The organism is Micromonospora sp. CCTCC AA 2012012, from assembly GCF_040499845.1.
GTDB classification, from domain to species: domain Bacteria; phylum Actinomycetota; class Actinomycetes; order Mycobacteriales; family Micromonosporaceae; genus Micromonospora; species Micromonospora mangrovi.
In genome coordinates this window covers 4,059,241-4,079,822 of sequence record NZ_CP159342.1, presented here as the reverse complement: position 1 = coordinate 4,079,822, position 20,582 = coordinate 4,059,241, and the positions used below count along the sequence as shown (strand labels likewise).

Annotated in this window: 22 protein-coding genes; 7 read left to right on the top strand and 15 right to left on the bottom strand. The window is 70.7% G+C overall.

Annotation, left to right across the window (positions count from 1 at the left end; all coding sequences use genetic code 11):
- Nucleotides 1-6: 6 nt before the first annotated feature.
- Nucleotides 7-771, bottom strand: a complete 765-nt coding sequence (locus tag ABUL08_RS17910) for an SDR family oxidoreductase (RefSeq protein ID WP_350931064.1) — start codon at nucleotides 769-771, stop codon at nucleotides 7-9.
- A gap of 100 nt (nucleotides 772-871) precedes the next feature.
- Between ABUL08_RS17910 and ABUL08_RS17905 the strand changes: the two genes are divergently transcribed.
- A complete protein-coding gene (locus ABUL08_RS17905; RefSeq protein ID WP_350931063.1) occupies nucleotides 872-1,738 on the top strand; it encodes a helix-turn-helix transcriptional regulator in 867 nt (288 codons plus the stop codon).
- A gap of 36 nt (nucleotides 1,739-1,774) precedes the next feature.
- Here ABUL08_RS17905 and darG read toward each other — a convergent pair whose 3' ends face one another.
- Nucleotides 1,775-2,860, bottom strand: a complete 1,086-nt coding sequence (gene darG, locus ABUL08_RS17900) for a type II toxin-antitoxin system antitoxin DNA ADP-ribosyl glycohydrolase DarG (protein ID WP_350931061.1) — start codon at nucleotides 2,858-2,860, stop codon at nucleotides 1,775-1,777.
- Entirely contained in the window at nucleotides 2,857-3,507 is a 651-nt protein-coding gene (gene darT / locus ABUL08_RS17895) for a type II toxin-antitoxin system toxin DNA ADP-ribosyl transferase DarT (RefSeq protein ID WP_350931060.1), read from the bottom strand. Before darT ends, darG begins: the two co-directional genes overlap by 4 nt.
- Nucleotides 3,508-3,743: 236 nt before the next feature.
- Between darT and ABUL08_RS17890 the strand changes: the two genes are divergently transcribed.
- Nucleotides 3,744-5,054 (top strand): AAA domain-containing protein, encoded by a 1,311-nt coding sequence (locus ABUL08_RS17890; RefSeq protein WP_350931059.1) that lies wholly within the window; start codon nucleotides 3,744-3,746, stop codon nucleotides 5,052-5,054.
- Between the two features lie 186 nt (nucleotides 5,055-5,240).
- Here ABUL08_RS17890 and ABUL08_RS17885 read toward each other — a convergent pair whose 3' ends face one another.
- From ABUL08_RS17885 to ABUL08_RS17830, 12 genes are all read right to left on the bottom strand, one after another.
- Nucleotides 5,241-5,876, bottom strand: a complete 636-nt coding sequence (locus ABUL08_RS17885) for a hypothetical protein (RefSeq protein ID WP_350931058.1) — start codon at nucleotides 5,874-5,876, stop codon at nucleotides 5,241-5,243.
- A 216-nt stretch (nucleotides 5,877-6,092) separates the two neighbouring features.
- On the bottom strand, nucleotides 6,093-8,123 hold the full coding sequence (locus ABUL08_RS17880; protein ID WP_350931057.1) for a DEAD/DEAH box helicase: 2,031 nt from the start codon (nucleotides 8,121-8,123) through the stop codon (nucleotides 6,093-6,095).
- Nucleotides 8,120-8,593: a helix-turn-helix domain-containing protein gene (locus ABUL08_RS17875; RefSeq protein WP_350931056.1), complete on the bottom strand. Its 474-nt coding sequence runs from the start codon at nucleotides 8,591-8,593 to the stop codon at nucleotides 8,120-8,122. The genes ABUL08_RS17880 and ABUL08_RS17875 overlap by 4 nt, the downstream gene beginning before the upstream one ends.
- An 892-nt stretch (nucleotides 8,594-9,485) precedes the next feature.
- Nucleotides 9,486-9,806 carry a GYD domain-containing protein gene (locus ABUL08_RS17870; RefSeq protein WP_350931055.1) on the bottom strand — a complete coding sequence of 107 codons (321 nt, stop codon included), beginning with the start codon at nucleotides 9,804-9,806 and terminating at the stop codon, nucleotides 9,486-9,488.
- A 1-nt stretch (nucleotide 9,807) separates the two neighbouring features.
- Complete coding sequence (locus ABUL08_RS17865; RefSeq protein WP_350931054.1) at nucleotides 9,808-10,029, bottom strand: hypothetical protein; 222 nt, start codon at nucleotides 10,027-10,029, stop codon at nucleotides 9,808-9,810.
- Nucleotides 10,030-10,075: 46 nt separating this feature from the next.
- A complete protein-coding gene (locus ABUL08_RS17860) occupies nucleotides 10,076-10,963 on the bottom strand; it encodes a cellulose binding domain-containing protein (protein ID WP_350931053.1) in 888 nt (295 codons plus the stop codon).
- A gap of 141 nt (nucleotides 10,964-11,104) precedes the next feature.
- A complete protein-coding gene (locus ABUL08_RS17855; RefSeq protein ID WP_350931052.1) occupies nucleotides 11,105-11,671 on the bottom strand; it encodes a snapalysin family zinc-dependent metalloprotease in 567 nt (188 codons plus the stop codon).
- 188 nt (nucleotides 11,672-11,859) lie between these two features.
- Complete coding sequence (locus tag ABUL08_RS17850) at nucleotides 11,860-12,714, bottom strand: aldo/keto reductase (RefSeq protein WP_350931051.1); 855 nt, start codon at nucleotides 12,712-12,714, stop codon at nucleotides 11,860-11,862.
- Nucleotides 12,715-12,777: 63 nt separating this feature from the next.
- Entirely contained in the window at nucleotides 12,778-13,962 is a 1,185-nt protein-coding gene (locus ABUL08_RS17845; protein ID WP_350931050.1) for an endonuclease, read from the bottom strand.
- A gap of 40 nt (nucleotides 13,963-14,002) precedes the next feature.
- Nucleotides 14,003-14,569: a DUF1697 domain-containing protein gene (locus tag ABUL08_RS17840; RefSeq protein WP_350931048.1), complete on the bottom strand. Its 567-nt coding sequence runs from the start codon at nucleotides 14,567-14,569 to the stop codon at nucleotides 14,003-14,005.
- 472 nt (nucleotides 14,570-15,041) lie between these two features.
- Nucleotides 15,042-15,458 (bottom strand): Rho termination factor N-terminal domain-containing protein, encoded by a 417-nt coding sequence (locus tag ABUL08_RS17835; RefSeq protein ID WP_350931047.1) that lies wholly within the window; start codon nucleotides 15,456-15,458, stop codon nucleotides 15,042-15,044.
- On the bottom strand, nucleotides 15,455-16,387 hold the full coding sequence (locus ABUL08_RS17830) for a ParA family protein (RefSeq protein WP_350931046.1): 933 nt from the start codon (nucleotides 16,385-16,387) through the stop codon (nucleotides 15,455-15,457). Before ABUL08_RS17830 ends, ABUL08_RS17835 begins: the two co-directional genes overlap by 4 nt.
- A gap of 122 nt (nucleotides 16,388-16,509) precedes the next feature.
- Between ABUL08_RS17830 and ABUL08_RS17825 the strand changes: the two genes are divergently transcribed.
- Genes ABUL08_RS17825 through ABUL08_RS17805 form a run of 5 tightly spaced genes read left to right on the top strand, consistent with a single transcriptional unit; the run spans nucleotide 16,510 to nucleotide 20,516 of the window.
- On the top strand, nucleotides 16,510-18,132 hold the full coding sequence (locus tag ABUL08_RS17825) for an AAA family ATPase (RefSeq protein ID WP_350931045.1): 1,623 nt from the start codon (nucleotides 16,510-16,512) through the stop codon (nucleotides 18,130-18,132).
- A 31-nt stretch (nucleotides 18,133-18,163) separates the two neighbouring features.
- Nucleotides 18,164-18,619: a hypothetical protein gene (locus tag ABUL08_RS17820; RefSeq protein WP_350931044.1), complete on the top strand. Its 456-nt coding sequence runs from the start codon at nucleotides 18,164-18,166 to the stop codon at nucleotides 18,617-18,619.
- Nucleotides 18,616-18,828: a DUF2997 domain-containing protein gene (locus tag ABUL08_RS17815; RefSeq protein ID WP_350931043.1), complete on the top strand. Its 213-nt coding sequence runs from the start codon at nucleotides 18,616-18,618 to the stop codon at nucleotides 18,826-18,828. Before ABUL08_RS17820 ends, ABUL08_RS17815 begins: the two co-directional genes overlap by 4 nt.
- On the top strand, nucleotides 18,812-19,861 hold the full coding sequence (locus ABUL08_RS17810) for a ComEA family DNA-binding protein (RefSeq protein ID WP_350931042.1): 1,050 nt from the start codon (nucleotides 18,812-18,814) through the stop codon (nucleotides 19,859-19,861). Before ABUL08_RS17815 ends, ABUL08_RS17810 begins: the two co-directional genes overlap by 17 nt.
- On the top strand, nucleotides 19,839-20,516 hold the full coding sequence (locus ABUL08_RS17805) for a 4Fe-4S single cluster domain-containing protein (RefSeq protein WP_350931041.1): 678 nt from the start codon (nucleotides 19,839-19,841) through the stop codon (nucleotides 20,514-20,516). Before ABUL08_RS17810 ends, ABUL08_RS17805 begins: the two co-directional genes overlap by 23 nt.
- The last annotated feature ends 66 nt before the right edge of the window (nucleotides 20,517-20,582 follow it).

Below are 20,582 nucleotides of genomic sequence, written 5' to 3'. Positions count from 1 at the left end.
GGGTGACTACTTGCCGTGCGGGTCGGCCTGGTTGAGGGTCGCCACCACCTGGTCGTAGTCGCCGCGCGCCTCCCCGTACCGGAGGAACTTCACCCGCTCGACCTGGATCTCCCGCGCGTCGGGCTGCGACTCGATCAGCCCGACGACCTCGGCCACGAAGTCGTCCAACGGCATGGCGAACTCGCTCTCCTCCTGCCCGGGCAGCAACCCGGTCCGCACCGCTGGCGGCACCAGCTCCACGACCCGTACGCCGGTGTCGGCGAGCTGGAGCCGCAGCGACTCGCTGAGCAGGTGGATCGCCGCCTTGGAGGCGTTGTAGCTGGGAGTCGCCCGCAGCGGGGCGAAGGCCAGCCCGGAGGAGACGGTCATGATCGTCGCGGCTGGCCGGGACCGCAGGTGCTCGACGAAGGCGGCGATCAGCCGGATCGGGCCGAGCACGTTGGTCGTCACCACCGCCTCGGCGTCGGCGAGGAACGTCTCCGGCTGGTGCCAGTCCTCCACCCGCATGATCCCGGCCATGGCGACCAGCACGTTGAGATCTGGGTGCCTCGCCAGCACCTCCCCGGCCGCGGCCCTGATGCTGGCGGCGTCCGCCGTGTCGATGGTGACCGTGTCGAGGCCCGGCTGCGCGGCGGCGAGACTCTCCAGCAGCTCCGTACGCCGGCCGCCGATGATCACCGTGTTGCCCCTGGCCTTCAGTTCGAGCGCGAGGGCCAGGCCGATGCCGCTCGTCGCGCCGGGGATGAAGATCGTGTTACCCGAGATGTCCATGCCCCGAGCTTGGCCGATCGCCCGGGGTGGGGGGCAGGGATCGGTTGTCGGGGGATCGCCGATCCCTGGATGGCCCGCCGGGCCGGCGGATACTGGGCGCATGGACCGCGCCGCCCTCGCCGACTTCCTGCGCCGCCGCCGGGAGGCGTTGCAGCCGAGCGACGTCGGGCTGCCCCCGGGGGCGCGCCGCCGGGCGCCCGGCCTGCGGCGGGAGGAGGTGGCCGCCCTCGCCGCCATGTCGACCGACTACTACACCCGCCTCGAACAGCGGCGCGGCCCGCAGCCCAGCCCGCAACTGCTCGCCGCGCTCGCCCGGGCGTTGCGCCTCACCGGCCAGGAACGCGACTACCTGTTCCGGGTCGCCGGGCACCCCGCCCCGGACCCGGTGGCGGTGGCCACCCACGTCGCCCCGGCGCTGCTGCGCGTCCTGGACCGGCTCGACGACACCCCCGCGCTGATCCTGTCCAACCTCGGCGAGACCCTGGTGCAGAACCGGCTGGCCGCAGCGCTGCTCGGCGACCGGTCCCACCACACCGGTCTCGCCCGCAGCGAGATCTACCGCTGGTTCACCGACCCGGCCGAGCGGCTGCGCTACCCGCAGGACGACCGCGAGCGGCAGAGCCGCGCCCAGGTCGCCAACCTGCGCGCCGCGTACGCCTCGTTGGGCCCGCAGTCCCGCGCGGGTGAGCTGCTGCGCGCCCTGCGCAGCCGCAGTCCCGAGTTCGTCGAGCTGTGGCAGCGGCACGAGGTCGCGCAGCGCTTCGCCGACCACAAGACGCTCCTGCACCCCGAACTCGGCCCCATCGAGGTCGACTGCCAGGTGCTCTTCACCGAGGACCAGTCGCAGGCCCTGCTGGTGCTCACGGCGCCACCGCGGAGCGAGGCCGAGGAGAAACTGCGGCTGCTCGCCGTACTCGGCCACGAACGCTTCCCCGCCCACACGGCTGCCCCACCCGCCCTCGGCTGACCGGGTCGACCGTTGTCAGGCGCCCCTGCCGCCGCCTCAGGTGGAAGACGTCGCCACGGTCGGTAGGAGCCCATGGGCGTTCAGCCGGTCGTATGCCGTCGACACGTGTGACGGCGTGAAGAGGCGGGCCTTCCGCCCGCTCCATGCCTGGACGCGTTCGATCAGCTGATCCAGCTGGTGCGTCGGTGGGTCGGCCTGAGCCGCATAGTGCACGGTCGCGAGCAGCTCGAGACTGTACGGCGACTCGAACCCACGCACGAGCTCGGCCAGCCGGTCGACCGTTGCCGGAACGGGTCGATGAGATGAGCCGAACCAGGCGGACACCGCCTTGCTCGTCCCCACCGTCAGGTGAATGGGGCGCAACTCCTCGACCCGTGCACTTCGGTCGCCGAAGCCCACCAGGTAATGCCCCTCGAGAAGATCGAGGACGTGGTTGAGGCCCTCCGCGTAGGGCCCGTAGCGTCCGCGCACGAAGGAGAGGCGTAACGGCTCACCGAAGGTCTGCAGGAAATAGGCGAGCTTCTGGATCTCCAGCGAGGTGATGCCCTCCCGCGGCTCCAGCGCCCGGGCCTGTTCGAGGTATCTCTCAATGGTGCGCAGCAGGGTGGCTCGCCCCGGGGTCAGCGGTGGCTTCGGTGTGGCCACGGGCATCTCCGACGGGGCAGGCGCACCCTCCGGAGGGAACAGCAGCACGCGAACCTCGGGAAGGTCGACGAAGGCCTGCTCGATGAGGGGCTTGACCTCGTCCCAGTCGAGACCGCCGTTGCCGCATCCCAGGGCCGGTACCGCGACGGAAGAGATGCTCCGCTCCCGGACCACCTTGACGAGGTCCGTGAGACCGGCCCGGATGTCGGGCATCTTCGACGCGGACCGCCAGTGTCCCTTCGTGGGGAAATTGATCACATAGCGGCGGGGGCCGAGTCGGCCGGAGTCGAAAACGTACATCCGGCCCAGCCGGACCTCTTCAGCCGCACAGGCATTCCGATAGGCCACGTAGTTCGCGGGAAAGGCGCGCTTGAACTGGAGAGCGATCCCCTTGCCCATCACGCCCACCGTGTTGACGGTGTTGACCAGGGCCTCGGCGTCGGCGGTCAGCAGATTTCCGTGACTAACGATGATCATTCTTGCACCTCCCCCCGTTGGAACCCGTAGTACCAGTCCGGTCTGACACGAACGTACTGGTCGATGATGCCAGCGTCGGCCAGCACCCGCCTCAGCTGATCCCGCCGTTCCGGCGTCCGTACGGCGTAGCCGACCAGCAGATCGAGCGGGAACTCGCGATGCACCAGGAACTCCGCCGCTCTCCTTCGCACCCGGTCCGGGTCCTCCGTGGTGTCCCGCCAGACCCGTTCCCGTAGCAGCGGCCAGTCGACGAGATCCGCCAGATCATCGAGTAGGGGAGAGAAGCGGGTCAGGGTCGCCGCGCAGTTGCCGTCGCTCGCCACCCACGCGAGATCCGCCTTGTGTACCCGCTCCACGGAGCTGACCAGATAGACCAGGGGGTCGTCGCCGCCCGGGTAGCGCCCGACCTTTCCCTGCTGATGCTCCCGGGCGATGCGGTACATCATCGGGGAGCGCGGGGCGAAGTAGAAGGGCACGTACTGAGCAACGAAGCCACCCGGCGGGCAAGGTACGGCCCTCACTCGCCGGCTGGCCTTGATGTCGACGGCGCCGACGTTGGTCGCCAGGCGCTGGCCGACCAGAGCATCGGCGAAGAGGCGGCCGGCATCGAGAATCGCCGGGAGGTTCTCGATGTGGGTGAAGTGCATGATCAGGGTCGGCTTCCGCCGTCCGACCGGTCCCGTCACGGCCTAGTTGCTGTTCGACGTCGATCGAGGGTGCTGGTGCGAGAGGCGCCACGGCTCAATGGAGAAACCCACATCGATCCAATCATCGCAATAAGTAATTGAGCCGTCACTCTACTGTCTGGCGTGCCGTTGGGCCGTCCCGCCGAATGCCCTCTCCGGCCAGTAGGCTGCGCAGTGCCTGGTGGGAGGGGACGCAATTGCTCGGGCTCGACGTGCCGCCCGCTGTCGAGGCGGAACAGGTCATCACGGCCGTCCTGGCCGACCTGCGTTCCGGCGACCACCGGGGCGTGGTGGTGGACTCACCGCCCGGTGCCGGCAAGTCCACCCTCGTGGTCCGAGCCGCCGTCGAGCTGGCCGCCGCCGGCGAGCCGCTGATCATCATCGCGCAGACCAACGAGCAGGTCGACGACCTGATCGACCGGCTCGTCCGCAAGGCCCCCGAGCTGTCCATCGGCCGGCTCTCCGCCGCCGACTACCGGCCGTCCGACCGGGTGAAGGACCACGAGACGGTCCGGGTCGCCGCGAAGGTCACCGACCTCGGCGGGTCGGCCGTCATCATCGGTACGGCCGCGAAGTGGGCCACCGTCGCCGAGGGCTGCTGGCCGTGGGCGATCGTCGACGAGGCGTACCAGATGCGCTCGGACGCCCTGCTGCGCGTGGCCGGACGCTTCGAACGGGCGCTCTTCGTGGGGGATCCCGGGCAGCTCGACCCGTTCTCCACCGTCGAGACCGTGCGCTGGACGGGCCTGACCTGGGATCCGATGCAGGCTGCGGTGGCGGTGCTGCTGCGGCACAACCCGGACCTGCCCGTACACCGGTTGCCGGTGTCGTGGCGGCTGCCCGCCACGGCGGCGCCGGTGGTGGCGGCGGCCTTCTATCCGTTCACCGGGTTCCGGGCCGGCACCGGGCTCGCCGACCGCGCGCTGTCGTTCACCGAGCCGGGCCGGGGCGACGCCGTCGACGCCGCCGTCGAGGTGGCCGCCCGCACCGGCTGGGGGCTCTACGAGCTGCCCGCCCGGCACACCGTGCGTACCGATGCGGAGGCCGCCGCGGCCTGCGCGGAGCTGGCGTTGCGGGTGCTGCGGCGCGGCGCGGTCGCCGTCTCCGAGCAGGCCCCGCAGGGCGCGCCGGTGACGGCGGACCGGATCGCCGTCGGTGCCGCGCACCGCGACCAGGTCGCGGCCATCCGGGCGCGACTCGGCGAGGCCGGGGCGGGCATCACCGTCGACACCGCCAACCGGCTCCAGGGCCGGGAGTACGACGTGACGATCGTGCTGCACCCGCTCTCCGGCCGGCGCGACGCGACCGCGTTCCACCTGGAGTCGGGGCGGCTCTGCGTGCTCGCGTCGCGGCACCGGCACGCCTGCGTCGTGGTGGCCCGGGCCGGCATCGGCGAGCTGCTGGACGCGCACCCGTCGACCGACCGGGTGCACCTCGACGTGCCGGTGAAGTTCCCGGACGGCTGGGTCGCCAACCAGACGATGCTCGCCCACCTCGGCGCGACGTAGCCGTACCAGCGGGGCGGCGCCCCCTTCACTTTGGCGGACCCCTTTCAGGCAGGCGGGACTTCGCCGCGTGATTCGCCTACGGCACCAGATCCGCGGCGTGGCTGATGACAGCGGGTATGGGCGGTGGTCGCCCACCTCCACAGCTACGCTGAGCGGTCCGGGAGGTGGGCGTTCTCGCTGGCGGTGTTACTCCCGTCCCGGCACGTCCGGGGCCGCGAACCAGGCGTCGTCGTCGATGCCGCCGAGGTAGACGTAGCTGGTCCCCGTAGTGGTGGTGATAGGCGCGAAGAAGTGGGAGGCCTCGTTGATGTAGACCCGGCCGCCGGCGTCACCCTTGAACGCTGCCAGACGGCGCGCGAGCAGGCGTGCGGGCTGGGTACCGACCTCGTCGGAGAGCCGAACTTCGCGCACCCGCCGGCCGGAGACATGGTCGTACTTGATGTCCGTTCCCCCGGCGCGCAGTACGTACGGGATGCCCGCGTGGGGGCCGGGCCAGGCAGCGCCGGCCTCCAGATCGGACGGTGGAACCGGTCCGACAATCTGCCCGTCGTAGTCGAACTCGAGAATGTCCCCGTACGTTCCGGCGTACACGGAGCCGCCATCGGGGTGCGGCACCAGCACGTCGTGGAATTCGTTGATGTAGAAGGCGCCGCCGGGAACGCCGTTGATCTTCTCCTTCACAGCGTTGACCATCGCGACGAGGCGTTCGTGTCGATCGTTGGTGAGCAGTTCCTTCTCTCGGGCGCTGATCCGGTATACCAGTCGTACCTCCATGCCGCCCTTGGGACTGTGCACGATCGAGTACTTGGCATCCTTGTTCACGTTGGAGGGGCACAGTCCTGGATAAAAGGTAAACATCAAGACCTCTCGGCGTCCCTGACTGGGATCGGGTGGGATTCTCGACCGGCCCGTCGTATGGCGGGCGGCAGTCTCGTGAATGAGACTAGGAGGCCTTGTTGTGATTGTTGCCCGACTGTCGGATCGGAGACACTCTCGCGATTCGCCTTTGCTCGGTGGAGCGAAGTGTGGAGCGGGCGATCAGGCGGGCCAGGCGAAACCGCCCGGAACGTGGGCCAGGTGGAACTTCTTACCGCCCTCTACGTACCACGCCTGCCCTTGCTCGCTGAGAAAGAAGCCGATGCCCCGATCGAACAGCTGACGCCAGTTCTCCAGCACCTGTCGGGCATTGGCCGCCAACTCCGCAGGCGCCTCCCCGTCCACCAGCGCGAATTCGGTGGTCCCGTCGGCTGTCCGGCGCTCGATAACTCCACCCTGCTTTTGCCGGAGTCGGTACGAGCCGCCGCCCTTGTCGGGAGAGCCGGCGATCGGGGTGCCGGGCTCCAAACGGCTGGTGTCGACTGCCGGCACCGGGTGATCGTCGTGCAGGGGGACCGTCTCCGGCTCGAAAGGCTCTGCCAACTGGCCTGCGACATAGGGCACGAGACCGTCTCGGCTCTCGCCCCAGACAAGAACGAGCCGGTGCTCCGGTGTCACCCGGAATCGTCCCCCCGGCCTGCCCCGGACCAGTTCGACGATGGCTGCCACGTTCTGTGGGTTGCGCATGATGGCACCCGCGCTGTTCGTGACCGTCCCGAGTGTGTCCACCGAATACTCCTGACCCGTGACGGAACCCCTCCAGGTTTCGGGCCTGTCCGGAGGGCGCTGTCCGAGCCGTTCCCATTCCTGCTGCTCGGTAGGTCTCGGCGAAGCCGGCGGGCCGGGCATCTGCTGCGGCGGTAACGCGGGATCGGCCGGCCAGAACCAGTATCGATTGGAGCCCTCGCCGGTGAGATCCGCCCAATCCTCCTTGGTGTAGATCTGCTCGTCGACAGTCTTCGCGACATAGATCAGATGCATGTCGGCATGTTTACGAGGGGCGTCATCGTCGAATCGGCGTCGCAACACCCGTCCCAGCGCCTGGATGCGTTGCCGCACGCTCGACGTCGATGCCACGGAGACACCCACGTCAGCTTCAGGTACGTCGATCCCCTCGACCAACGACTTCACGGAAACCAGGACCTGTGTGGCACCCGTGCGGAAGGATTCCAGCGCGTGAATCCTCGCGCGATCTCCGAGCCGGGAGTGCTCGAGTGAGATGGAGACGTCCGGTAGCGACGAGGTCAGGTTGTCGTAGAGCGCGACGGCCTCGCTGACCCGTTCGTGGAAGAGGAGAATCCGTCGAGCTCGGCTTGCGTCGAGGGTCTGCGCCAGAATCTCTCTGGCCACCCGGCTTCGATCCGTGGCCCGATACAGCAGGTCCTTGCGGCGAGCCGTCGCAGCCATGTACCTGCGGGCCACCTGACCGATCTCGTCCTGGCGGCGCTGGAGTTGCTGCACTCGGCCCGCTTCAAAGCCGAGGTTCTGCAGTTCGTCGGCGAGGTCGTCGACCTGCCTGCTGATTTGGTCGTACTGGCGTTGCTCGTCGGGCGTCAGATGGATGCCGTGATGATGGATGTCGTAGTCCGGCAACCATCCGGCCAGTCGTGCGTCTCTGAGAGTGAAACGATAGACGACCGCGCCGAGGGCTTGTCCTACCAACTGTTCGTCGTACCGGAGAAGTTCACCTGATGCGTCGAGCTCTTCCCGGTCAGGTGTGGCGGACAGGCCGAGCCGGTAAGCGGCCTTGGTGTCGAGGACCTTGGCGAAGCTAGGCGCGCCGGCACGGTGGCACTCATCGATAATGAGCATCAGTGGTTGAGCCGTCCTCCCCAGGGAGGGCAGCCGCTTCGATGCCGTGTTCAGTACCGCGACGATCGCCCGGCAGGTGTCGAACCCATCGTCCCTACCGGCGCCGAGCAGACCGATCTCGGCCGCTGTCAGGCTGGTATACCGCTGAATGGCCACCCGCCACTGACGGGCAAGTGCTTCGGTCGGGACCACGACCGCGATTCGCAGTGCCGGATCCTTGGCGGCCGCTACAGCTGCGCAGGCCAGGGCGATGAGGGTCTTTCCACCGCCGGTGACGATCTCCAGCGTCCCACGGTACGCGCCTGCCGGATCACCCTTCTCCCAGGCTTCTACGGCTTCGGTCTGCCAAGGGGCAAGCGCGAACCCGCGAGTGGTGATCATCGATACTCACGGCCTTCCTCATCGAGGGCCCGGCGAACCTCTTCCCGAATGAGCGCAGGCAGGGATGTCCTAGCCCATGCGGACAACTCTGCCCGTACAGTCGCCGCGACCACATCGGCCAGCCGTCCCAACTGGTCCGGGTCTATGGCGTCACCGCGGATGCCGCTTCCGTCGGACAGGTTGGGGCTGAGGGCCGACGCTTCAGTGAGCCGGCTACTTCCGGCGTCGTCATGCGAGGCTCCGTGGGCAGGGGAGTGGTCGGCTCGCCGCAGGAGTTCGGACTGGGACAGCTCGAGAGCTGCGGCGAGTTGCCGTAGCGCCTTGGCTGACGGCATCTTGGAGCCGTTCTCCAGCTCGGACAGGTACGGGTAACTGAGCAGGGCGCGTTCGGCGACTTCCTTGCGCTTGAGGCCGAGTTCGGCACGTCTGACCTGGATGGCCCGACCGAGGCCTCCTGGTTGCTGGTCCATCTCTCGTCCTCCGGCGTAGTTTTGACGCAGGCGTTGACTCAACAACGCTTATAGCGTAATAATTCTGCTCGTGTCAGACCGCTTGGGTTCTTAGCAGAAGGACTACGCTCGTGAACAAGCTTACTAGGCATCAGAAGCGTCAGCTTTCCGCTGTTGGCGTACGCCGATGGCGGGTCGCATCCCCTACGGAGTATCGCGAGTCGAAGCTGTGGGCGGTCCACCCGGTGGCGCGGAACCGTCTGCTCCCCGGGGTGCTCGTCTGGGCGAGAGTGCCCTTCGAGGACGGGGTTCGGTACAAGATCCGTCCCGTTGTGGTCCTGGGCTGCCGGGGCCGGGAGGTGGTGATTCTCCCTTGTACGAGTTCGCCGAGCCGCCAGCGGCAACCCGATCGGCCAATCGAGATCGTGAATCTCGAGGTTGCCGGTCTTCGGCGCTCGACCGGTGTACGCCGTAAGGCTCTGAGCATCGACTACGTCGACGTGCTCGACGTCCTCGGTCGGCTCTCTGATCTCGACCGAGCGCGGGTCTTTCCTGCGGCAGTGGTCTCGTACCTCGGTGCGTGAAGCCGGGTGGACTGGTGGCCGTCGATGGTCGGACCCGTGCACGTGGGGATGATGGAACGGTGCCTGTCTCCCGGCAACCTACGCGCTTGGCTGGACCGAATCGGCATGCGCGACGCGGTGCTGCGCTGGTTGTGGCCAACCGGGGTCCGGCGTCCTACCTACGCGGGGATTGGACCGGCGCGGTTCACCGGCCGGCGGCGTCGCGTGACGGCGGTTGGATGGTTCGCGAGTAGCGCTGGCAGCAGCTGCACCACCGGCGCCATTGCGCTAGGCGCTGGACCTGCCGGTGTGGCCCACCGAGGCGGCGCAGGGGGTGGTGGTGGGTACGGTCAGTCGCCCGGGGGTGTGTAGGCGGTGCGTTCCCGGGTGGCGGCGTCGACCTCGGCGGGGGTCAGTAGCGGGGTGACCTGCACCCGCAGGCCGCCGGCCGCCCCGATCGCGATGGCCAGGGCGGCGGCGGTGCGGTGGTCGGGCAGGTCGCAGACGACGTACGTGTCCTGCTCGGCGAAGGCGAAGTACATCGACTCGACCCGGCCACCCGCGTCCTCGATGAGGGCGCGGACCACCTCGGCGCGCTTCGTGCCGCCGTCGCGGACCAGGCCGCCGAGCCCGTCGACCGTGTAGGTCGACTTCAGCAGGAACGCGGCCACCTCAGCGATTTCCCTGCCGCTGCACCCGCTGCGACCCTTCGACCTTGCCTCTGCCGTGGTCGCGTTCGGTGCCGGATGTCCCGGTCGCCGCGCGCAGGTGCCGCTGCTGCGGGGACCGCTCGACCTCCGCGCCTTGGCGGCCCCGCGCGCCGCTGCCGGGGTGCCGGCCGGCCCGCGCCGACTCGCCACCGGGATCATGCTTGTTCTGCTTGTGGCTACCCATGCGCCGCGCATACCCGCTGGTTGCGGGGCTAGGCCCGGATTCAGGCTCAGGACCACGGGTCGCCGTACTCACGGGTGCCGTCGACGTCGAGGGTGACGTGGTCGTTCCCGGTCCAGGCGCCGGTGGCGGCCCGCCAGCTCGGGTCGTCCCGTTCGTCGATGGCCGCCCAGTTCGTGCGGTGCAGGCGGAGCTGGATCGGGCCGGAGGTGGCGCCGGGGGCGAGGACGCCGGTGGTGAAGGTGAGTTCCAGCCAGCCGGGGACGGGCGTGCCGGGGATCGGGTGGACCGTGGGCGTGGGGCCCGGGGTCGGGCCGGGCGGCGGCGCGGGGACGGGAAAGAACTGCAGCGTACGGCGAATGGTGCCGCAGCCCAGCGCGGCCCAGTCGCACTCGGCGACCAGCGAGGTGCTGCCGTCTTCGAGGCGTACGTGGTAGCGGACCCGGACGGTGGTGAGGTCGAGCGGCGCGGTGCCGGTGTTGGTGACCTGGAGGACGAACTGGGCCTGGTTGTCGGTGGGGGACCAGTCCAGGTTGAGGTAGTCGACCTTCGCCCTGCCGTACGCGGTGCGGACCGTGGTCACCGGGGAGTGGTCGGAGTATCCGGTGGTGCCGTACGCCTGCACGGCGATCCGGTAGGTGGTGCCGGGGCCGAGACCGGTCAGGGCGACGCCGGGGGTGTCGCTGGCACCGAGGCCGCGATAGACGTTGGTGCCGACGGGGGACACCACGTCGTACGTGATCGGGTCCTGGACGGCCGGGTCACGCCAGGTGGCGGGGGTCCAGGAGAGCACCAGCCGGTGCGGCTCGTTGCTGACCACGGCGGGTGCGCCGGGGGTGGTCAGCGCCGGGGTCTCGTCGGCGCGGGCCACGCCGACGGCGGCCAGGCTCAGCAGTACGGCGGCGGCGGTGCTCAGGGTGACGCGGCGGGCACGCATGGTCCGGATGGTAGGGAGACGCAGTCATCCTTATCAATCGCTAAGTCCACGCCTCGGGACCCGCCGGTGCCGGCGCACCTCGACAGAAGGGCCGACGGTCCGGCCGGGGTCGGCATCGCTGCCGGCCCCGGCCGGGGTGCGTCAGCGCTGGGCGCCGACCGTCGCGGGGGCCGGCCAGCTGCCGGTGAAGACCCGCGGCGTCGCCGCGCTGCGGGCGGCGAAGCCGAAGTTCCGGTCGACCTGGGCGGCCTCGGTGCTGCTCGGGTACGGGTTGGTGCAGCTGGTGCCGGCACTGCCGCCGGACATCAGGATGGCGCAGTTGCCGTTGTAGTTGTCCGGCAGGCCGAGGATGTGCCCGATCTCGTGGGTCATGATCCGCAGCGGCGAGTACTGCTGGGCCTGGTAGTAGTCGATGACCACCCGGCCGTTGCCGAGGCTGCTGACCTGGGCGTACGAGCCGCCGCCGTAGGTGTAGTAGATCATCAGGTTCGAGCCGCACTGGGCCATGTTGATGTTGTTGGTGTAGTTGTTCCAGATCGCGGCGGCCTGGTTCGCGTACGTGGCGAAGGGCCCGGCCTGGCTGGTGTTGTAGCAGACGTTGCGGACGGCGGCGGAGGCCGGCGCCGAGTCGACGGCGACGGCGCCGAGGGCCGCCAGCGTGGTGGCGGCGAGGGTGGCGAGGATTCGGGACAGCCTGGGCAGACGCATGGCTCACACTCCGGGGGTCGGGGTCGAGTGGGAACCAGGTCAGCCTATTGATAGACGTAGATGAATATCAAGGGTGTAACTGGAAACAGTATTCACGACTTCCGGATTGACTTTACTGAATGTCAGGATCCGCGCCTACGCGACGGCGGGGCCCCGGCGCGCCGGGCCCCCGCCGTCGTCGCGCCGGCTCAGCTCGGTACGTAGTCGAAGGTGTCCGGGTTCGGCCCCTGTCGACCGGCCTCGCCCTTGTTCAGCCCGGTGATCCGTTCCATCTGCGTGTCGTCCAGCGTGAAGTCGAAGATCCGGAAGTTCTCCTCGATCCGCTTCGGGGTGGTCGACTTCGGGAAGACGATGTCGCCCCGCTGCACGTGCCAGCGCAGCGTCACCTGGGCCGGGGTCCGGCCGACCTGCTCGGCGATGTCCAGCAGGGTCGGGTCGTCGAGCACCTTGCCCTGGGCGATCGGCGACCACGCCTCGGTGGCGATGTCGTGCGCCTTGTCGTACGCGCGCACCTCCTCGTTGCCGAAGTACGGGTGCGCCTCGATCTGGTTCACCGCCGGCACCACGTCCGCCTCGGCGGCCAGCCGCTCCAGGTGCGCGACCTGGAAGTTGGACACGCCGATCGACCGGATCCGGCCGTCGCGCTGCAACTCCTCCAGCACCTTCCAGGTGGATACGAAGTCGCCGTCGTAGAGGGTGGGCAGCGGCCAGTGGATCAGGAACAGGTCGAGGTAGTCGAACTTCAGCTCCCGCAGCGTCGACTCGAACGCCTCACGGGCGTCGTCGGGGCGGTGGAATCCGTTGTTCAGCTTGCTGGTGACGAAGACGTCACCCCGGTCCAGCCCGGAGGTGCGCACCGCCTGACCGACCTCGGCCTCGTTGCCGTACATCTCGGCGGTGTCGATGTGCCGGTAGCCGATCTCCAGGGCGCGGCCCACCGCCTCGGCGGTGTCCTTCGGCTCGATCTGGAAGACGCCGAAGCCGAGCTGCGGGATGGTGTTGCCGTCGTTGAGCGGGATGTCGGGAATGCTGTTCGCGGTCATGCGGCCTAGTACCCGGCCGGGCCGTTTCCTCACGACCCGGCCGGGTGATCTGCGACAAGCCGGTCAGCCCCAGATCGCGGTGGCCCACTCCGGGTGGTCGACGAACGGGTTGCGGTTGCCCTGCCAGCGCTCGTAGATGCGCTGGTTGCGGCGCTGCTCGAAGGCGTCCGGTGGGTCCAGCTTGTTCCACGCCAGCAGCATCGAGATCCGGCCCAGGTAGGGCGCGGTGCCGTTGCTGACCGAGTCGTTCATCTCCAGGTTCGGCCAGGCGTCGTCGCCCTCGTAGCGGATCGCCATGTACATGATCATGCGGGCCACGTCACCCTTGACCGCGTTCCGCGGCTCGAACGAGTCCGCGTCGGTGTAGCAGCCGGGCGCCTCGGAGACCGCGCTGCCGCCCGCGTCGAAGTCCTTGTTGCCGCGCAGCGAGTTGACCGACACGTCCTCCGGGCGCAGGTGGTGCACGTCGGTCCCGGGCCCGTTGGCGGTGCCGAAGTCGCCGTGCGACTTCGCCCAGACGTGCTCCCGGTTCCAGTCGTCGACGCCGCTGCCGTTGCTGGTCTTGCTCTGCGACCGTCCGGTGTAGAGCAGGATGACGTTGTTCGCGTTGGCCGGGTCCTGGTCGGTGTCCTTCAGTGCCTCCCACACCTGGTCGTAGGAGAGCGTCGTCTGCACCTTGATGATGGCGTGCAGCGAGCTGCGCAGCGCCGTACCGGACTTGCCGACCGCGCTCGCGTAGTAGGTCGAGTCGTACGGGCCGCTGGTGGAGGTGGGGCCCGGGGTGGGGGAGCTGGTCGGCGAGGGGGCGGTGCCGCCCAGGCTCATCGCCGTCGGGTTCTTCAGCCCGCCGTGGCTGAAGTACGCGGTCAGCGTCCCCGTCGCGGTGACCTGCTTCCCGCGCAGCGACGGGTTGCTGAGCAGCCCGAAGGTGGTCCGCCAGGCGGTGGTGATCTGGACGTAGAGCATCCGGCTCGTGCTGGTCTCGGTGGCCGTGTCGGCGATCGCGATCGCGGTGTCGGCGGTGTAGTTGGACGTGATCACCGTGGTCGAGGCGGTCGGCTGGCCGATGACGTACCCGGTGACGGTGGCGGACCGGCCGTCCTGGGTGGCCAACGCCTGGGCGACGGTCAAGGTGGTCGCCGCCGACGCCGAGGTGGCCACCACCACGGGGGTCACGATGGTGACCGCCAACGCGAACGCCGCGATCAGCCGCCCGGGTCGCGAGCGAGTGACGCTCTTCATATTCATGACTGGCGATGCTAGCGGTGCCGGAGTGAACTCCGCGAGATCATGAGGACAACTTCTCGACGGCGGTCAGATCCCGCAGCGCGCAGACCGACTTCCAGTTGCGGGTGGTCGCCACCACGCCGAGCCTCTTCTCGAGATAGGCGTTGGTGAACTTCGTCCGCCCGTACCCGCCGTCGGGAAAGTGCAGGTGGATCTCGCGGCCGTCCACCGCGTACTCGATGTTCTCGCCGTCCGGCACGGTCAGCTCCGCGACCCGCGCCGCCGGCGGCGCGGCCGACAGGAAGGCCACCAGCAGCCGCGTCGGATCGTCCTGCTTCCCGGTGTACGGGCCGGCGGCGGTGAGCGCGGCCAGCTCGGTGCCGCTGCGGACCAGCACCGGCACGGTCAGACCCAGCTCGTCGGTGAGCACCCGCTCGATCCCCCGGGCCAGCTCGTCGGGGTCCGTCGCCGGGCTGGTGAAGACGACGTTGCCGCTCTGCAGGTAGGTCCGGACGTCGGTGTGCCCGAGATCGGCGACGAGGCGGCGCAGGTCGGCCATCGCGAGCCGGGTGCTGCCGACGTTCACGCCCCGCAGCAGGGCGGCGTACCGGTTGGTGTCCTCGGCCATCCGAGCCTCCTCGGGTCACTGGTCCCGGCCGCCAGCCTAAGGCCCTGGTCGGGGTAGGCCCTGCTCCGCGCCGTGGCTGGGGTGGGTGGGGGCGGGGTTCGGGGTACGTGCCAGACCCGCTACGAACTTGATGGCAAAGATGAATCACCCCGGTGAGCAGCCGGAGTCGGACCAGCTCGGTGGCGGTCCCCCGGAGGTGGATCAGCCGGGAGGTGGATCAGCCGGGAGGTGGATCAGCCGGGAGGTGGATCAGCCGGGAGGTGGATCAGCCCGATGGGCGCCTCCGTGCGTTCTCCCAACGGGTGGTCCCGGCGGTGCTCCTGACGGCTTGCGCCAGCCGGTCGTGTCGGCGAGTCTCCTCGGCGGACCGGGACGCGCAGTGCCCGGGTGATTCATCTTTGCCATCAAGTTCGTAGCGAGTCTCCTGGAAGGTCGGAAGAGTTGACGGCCCGGGAATCCGGTCCGGTCGTGGTCACCGTTGACGGATGGCGCTGGAGTTGAGCCGGAAGCCGATGGTGCGGTCGACGATCAGGTCGACGAGGTCGGACTTGCGCAGCCCACCGATGCCGCGCAGCCCGACGTGTGCCGCGAGCGCCCGCAGCTCCCGGGTCGTCCACGACGCCAGGTAGGCCGTACCGTCGGCGCGGTCCGACATGGCGACCAGCGCCGCGTGCGCGACGGCCGGGTCCACGGCGGACGTCGCCGCGCGGGCCGGAACGGGAGACGCGGGCGTGGGCCGGTCCGGGGACGACGTCGAGGGGGCGGGGGAGACGGTCGGGAGCAGGGCGAGGCGGGCGCGGCCGGCGGCCAGGTCGGTCACCTCGGCCGGGGAGAGGGCGGTCAGGAACTCGGCGACCCGGGTCAGCACGGCGAGCGACGGATCCGTCATGCGGTCGCCCCCGCCGGCTGGAGATGGGCCAGGAACTCCGTGGTGATCTGCCGCAGCTCGTCGCGGACCGGCGGCGCGGTGACCCGGTCCCGCAGCACCACCGGCACCCCGCGCGGGGTGTTCGTGGCGAACAGGGTGACGTTCTCCCGCAGCGCGGTGGGCAGCACCGGTACGCCGAGCGCGCGCACCTGGTCCATGTAGCCCTGATGGGCGGCGATGGGCCGCTGCGCCATCAGCTGGATCATCGTGAAGACCACGCCCGCGATGTCCGGGGCGACCTTGTGGTGCCGGCGGATCCGGGCGAACCGCCGCGCGTCGGCGTTGTAGCGGTCGACCAGTTCCCGGACGTTGCCGTGCAGATAGTCGATGCCGAGGGTGGAGAGATAGTCGGCCTTCGCCGGGATGAGCAGGTGGTCACTGGCGATGATCGCCGACTGGGTGACCACGTTGAAGTTCGGCGGACAGTCGATCAGCACCAGGTCGTACGGGTCCAGCGCCTCGTCGTGCAGTCCCTCGGCGAGGGAGCCGCGCACCCGGAACAGCTCGGCGTCGTACTCGTCGCCGTCCGCGACGCCCCGGGCCAGCGCCAGGTCGATGTCCACGAGCTGCAGGTGCGAGGCGATGAGGTCGAGTCGGCCGGCGCCCTTCAGGTGGGCGTTCGCCGGGCCGGGGGAGACGACCAGCTCACCGAGGGTGACCTTCGGGCCGTCCCCGCGCAGTCCGTCGTACCAGCGCTTGACCGTCCGGCCGTCGCGCAGCCGCTCCCGCCAGTCGTCCGGATCGTAGAAGCTGAACGTCAGGCTGGCCTGCGGATCCAGGTCGATCAGCAGCACCTTCATCCCCCGGTTGGCCAACTCGGCCCCGAGGTTGGCGGTCATGGTGGTCTTGCCCACCCCGCCCTTGTAGTTGATCACCGATACGACGTACACCGACGGCACCTCCCCAGACGGGGAACGGTAACGGTCGGCCAGGTCCGGCGACAGACCGCCGTACCGGACGGCCGGTGCTAAAGTCTGCGCGGCTCGGGCGCTTGCGGGGGGAGGCAACCACCATGGCCACGTTCCGTGACACCCTGGCTCAGCTTCTCAAGGCCCGGATCCCGGTGCTGCTCGTCGAGTCGTACGAGGAACAGCGGGTGATCGCCGAGATCACCGCGGTGGCCCACGACGCCGCCCGCGTGCGGACCCCGCGCCGGCTCTGGACCTGGTCGACCACCCGCGGCCTGGTGTCGCCCGACGGCGCCGCCCGCCAGGGCACCACCGACCCGGCGGCGGCCCTCGACGCGATCCTGCGGCTGGACGAGCCCGCCGTCGTCGTCCTCAGCGACCTGCACCCCGCCCTCGGCGCCGCCGGCCGGCCCGCCGAACCAGGGGTGGTACGCCGGCTGCGCGACCTGGCCGTCGCCTTCCGCACCGGCCCGGTGCCGCGCACCCTCGTGCTGGTCACGCCCGTGCCGCACCTGCCGGTGGAGCTGGCGAAGGACGTCACCGTGGTCGACTTCCCGCTCCCCAGCGAGCCGGAGATCCGGGCCGTGCTGGACGGCATGATCGCGGCCAACGCGACCAGCGGCCGGATCCGGGTCGACCTCGACGAGGCCGGCCGGGAACGCCTCGCCAAGGCCGCCCTCGGCCTCACCCTGCACGAGGCGGAGAACGCCTTCGCCCGCGCCATGGTGGACGACGGCGTGCTCGACGCCCGCGACCTGAGCGTGGTGCACGAGGAGAAACGGCAGGCCGTCCGCCGCTCCGGGCTGCTGGAGTTCGTGGAGGACAGCGTCGCCCTCACCGACGTCGGCGGCCTGGAGAACCTGAAGCGGTGGCTGGCCCGACGCGACGGCTCCTGGCTCGCCGAGGCCGCCAGGTACGGGCTGCCGGCGCCGCGCGGGGTGCTCATCACCGGGGTACCGGGTTGCGGCAAGTCGATGACCGCCAAGGCCGTCGCCGCCGCCTGGCACCTGCCGCTGCTCCGGCTCGACATCGGCAAGGTCTTCGCCGGCCTGGTCGGCTCCAGCGAGCAGAACATGCGCGCCGCGCTCCGTACCGCCGAGGCCGTCGCGCCCTGTGTGCTCTGGCTCGACGAGATCGAGAAGGGATTCGCCGGCGGGAGCGGCGACTCCGGCACCTCCGCCCGGGTGTTCGGCTCCTTCCTCACCTGGATGCAGGAGAAGACCCGACCGGTCTTCGTCATCGCCACCGCCAACGACTTCGCCGGCCTGCCACCGGAACTGCTCCGCAAGGGACGCTTCGACGAGATCTTCTTCGTCGACCTGCCGACCCGCGCGGAACGCGCGGCCATCTGGGCGCTGCACGTCGGACGCCGACTGCGGCACCCGGCGGTGGCCGGCGAACTCACCGTCGACCACGCCCTCCTCGGCGAGCTGGCCGAGCTGAGCGACGGCTACTCCGGCGCCGAGATCGAACAGGCCGTCGTCGGCGGGCTCTACGACGCGTACGCCGAGCGCCGGCCGCTGCGCCGCGACGACCTGTTGCGCGCACTGGTCAACATGGTCCCGTTGAGCGTCACCCAGGCCGAGAAGCTGGACGCCGTCCGCAGCTGGGCGGAGAACCGGGCCGTCGCGGCCACCGCCGCCGAGGACTGGGACCTCGACCCGCGGACCGCCACCGGCCCGGGCCGCCCGGGCGGCCCGCACGGCGGACGGGCCGTGGAGTTCTGATGTCCGCCACCGAACCGAGGGGAGTGCTCCGGTGAGCATCTCGCTGATACTCCTACCGCTCGCGGTGGCCACCGTGGCCGCCGCGCACACCGCCGGCGCCGACCGCGACGACCAGGGCCGGACGATCTGCCAGGTGCAGACCCGGATGCGGGACGAGACGCTGCTCGCCGGCGCGCTGCGCGACACCGGCGCGGTCGTCGCCGCCGACCAGGCCGCGATCACCGCCGACTGGGACGGCGTACGCGCCGAGTTCCGGCGCGGCGCCGACGGCGTCTGGACCGCGCACCTCACCGGCGACGTCGACGAGGAACGGGCGGTGGCGATCGTGCAGTCGGTCGACGCCGCGTACGGGCGGCAGGTGCAGCGGGCGGTGCTCGACCGGCTGCGCGCCCAGGCCCCCGCCGCCGGGCTGCGGCTGGAATCCGAGCAGGTCACCGAGGACGCCTCGGTACGCCTCGTCTTCGCCGTCGAGGGGCGGTCGGCATGAGCGACCGGCCCCGGGTCGAGGTGACCGTGCACCCGGACGGTTCGGTGACCGCGCAGACCCACGACGTGCTCGGCGAGCGCTGCCTGGACTACGTGGCGGTCCTGGAGGACCTGTTGGCCGCGCGGGCGGTCGAGAGCGCGTACACCGCCGACCTGACCCGGACCGGCGTGACCGGGTGGCAGGAGGAACGCGATGTCGACCGCGCCTGACGGGGGTTGGCCGCCGTTCCCGTCCGGCCCACCACCCGGTGCGTACGGCCCGGGCGCCGCCGCCACCCCGGTCGCCGTCACCCCGAACAAGGCGGCCAGCTGGAAGTGGCGGCTGCTGCACAGCTGGTGGCTGCTCCTGCCCACGCTGGGCCTCGGCTGCCTGGGCGGAATCGGTCTCGTCTACGTCGGGGTGCGGGCCCGGCGGCCGGGCTGGTGGATCGCCGGCATCGGTTACCTGGTGCTGGGCTGGGCCACCTTCGTCATCGTCGGCGAGGCCCAGAAGGGCACCGTCCTGATCAACGTGGCGGTCGCCGCGTGGCTGGCGATCTGGATCGCCGGCTTCGTGCACGCGCTGGTGATCAACCCGGCCTGGCTGCGCTGGCGGGCCGCCTACCGGCCCTGGTACCAGCAGCCGACCGGCTGGACCGGCTCGCCGCCGTTCCAGGGGTGGCCGCCCCCGCCGGCCGCCACCGGCTGGAGCGGTCATCCCGCCCCGGCCGCCCCCGCCTTCCCGCCGGTCTCCGCGGCACCGGGTCACCCGGCCGCTCCGGCCTTTCCGCCCGTCTCGGCGCCGCCGGGCCAGCCGGCCTTTCCGCCGGTCTCCGCAGCGCCGGGCCAGCCGGTCGCCCCGGCCTATCCGCCGGTCGGCGGCGTGCCGGGCGACCCGACCGCTGCCGGCTTCCCGGCGGCCGACCCCACGGCGGCGGTGCCGCAGCAGCCGTGGGCAGCACCGACGCCGCCCGGATCGCCGGTGGCTCCCGCACCGGTGTCGCCCGCCGGCTCCACGCTGGACGTCAACACCGCCGGGGCGGAGCAGTTCGCCGCCCTGCCCGGCTTCGACGCGGCCCGGGTGCACCGGGTGCTCGCCGAGCGGGACGCCCGGGGCGGCTACGGCAGCGTCGCCGAGTTCGTCGCCGCGGCGCACCTCGCCCCGCACGAGTACGCCCGGCTGCGGGACGTGCTGGTCTGCGTGCCCCCGGCCGGTCCCGCCACGCTCCCCGGTCAGCCGCATGGACGCGTACTCGATCTCTGAGGCCGGCCCGGTCCGGCGGCCGGCGTCCGGGTCGCAGCTGGTCGTGCTGGCCCGGTTCCTCGCCGCCACCCGGGCCGAGGGCCCGGGCAACCGCACGGCCGTCTGGGTGCAGGGTTGCGCGATCCGCTGCCCGGGCTGCTTCAACCCGCAGCTGTGGGGCTTCCGGGGTGGTGAGCGGACGACCCCGGCCGAGCTGGTGCGGCGGGTGCTCGACGCGGGCACCGACGGACTGACCCTGCTCGGTGGGGAGCCCTTCGACCAGGCCGCCGCGCTGGCCGAGGTGGCCGCCGGAGTACGCCGGGCGGGCCGCTCGGTGATGACCTTCACCGGCTACAGCCGGGACGGCCTGCGGCGCGCGGTGGACAGCGGCCGGGAGGACGTGGCGGCGCTGCTGGCCGAGACCGACCTGCTGGTCGCCGGTCCGTTCCGGGCCGACCTGATCGACACCGAGCGACCCTGGGTGGGCTCCACCAACCAGGAGTTCGCGCTGCTCAGCGACCGGTTCCCGGACCTGCTCGACGACCTGCCGCACACGCCGGACCGGGTCGAGGTCGTGGTCGACGCGGCCGGCCGGGTCGCCGTCAACGGCTGGGCGGAGCTGGACGCGCTCGACGAGCTGCTCGCGTCGGCGCAGCTGCGGGTCGAGCGGCCCTGACCGACCGGCCGGGCCCGGCGGGCCCCCGCATCGCGCAGGTCGGCGGGCGGGCACGACGGAACGCGC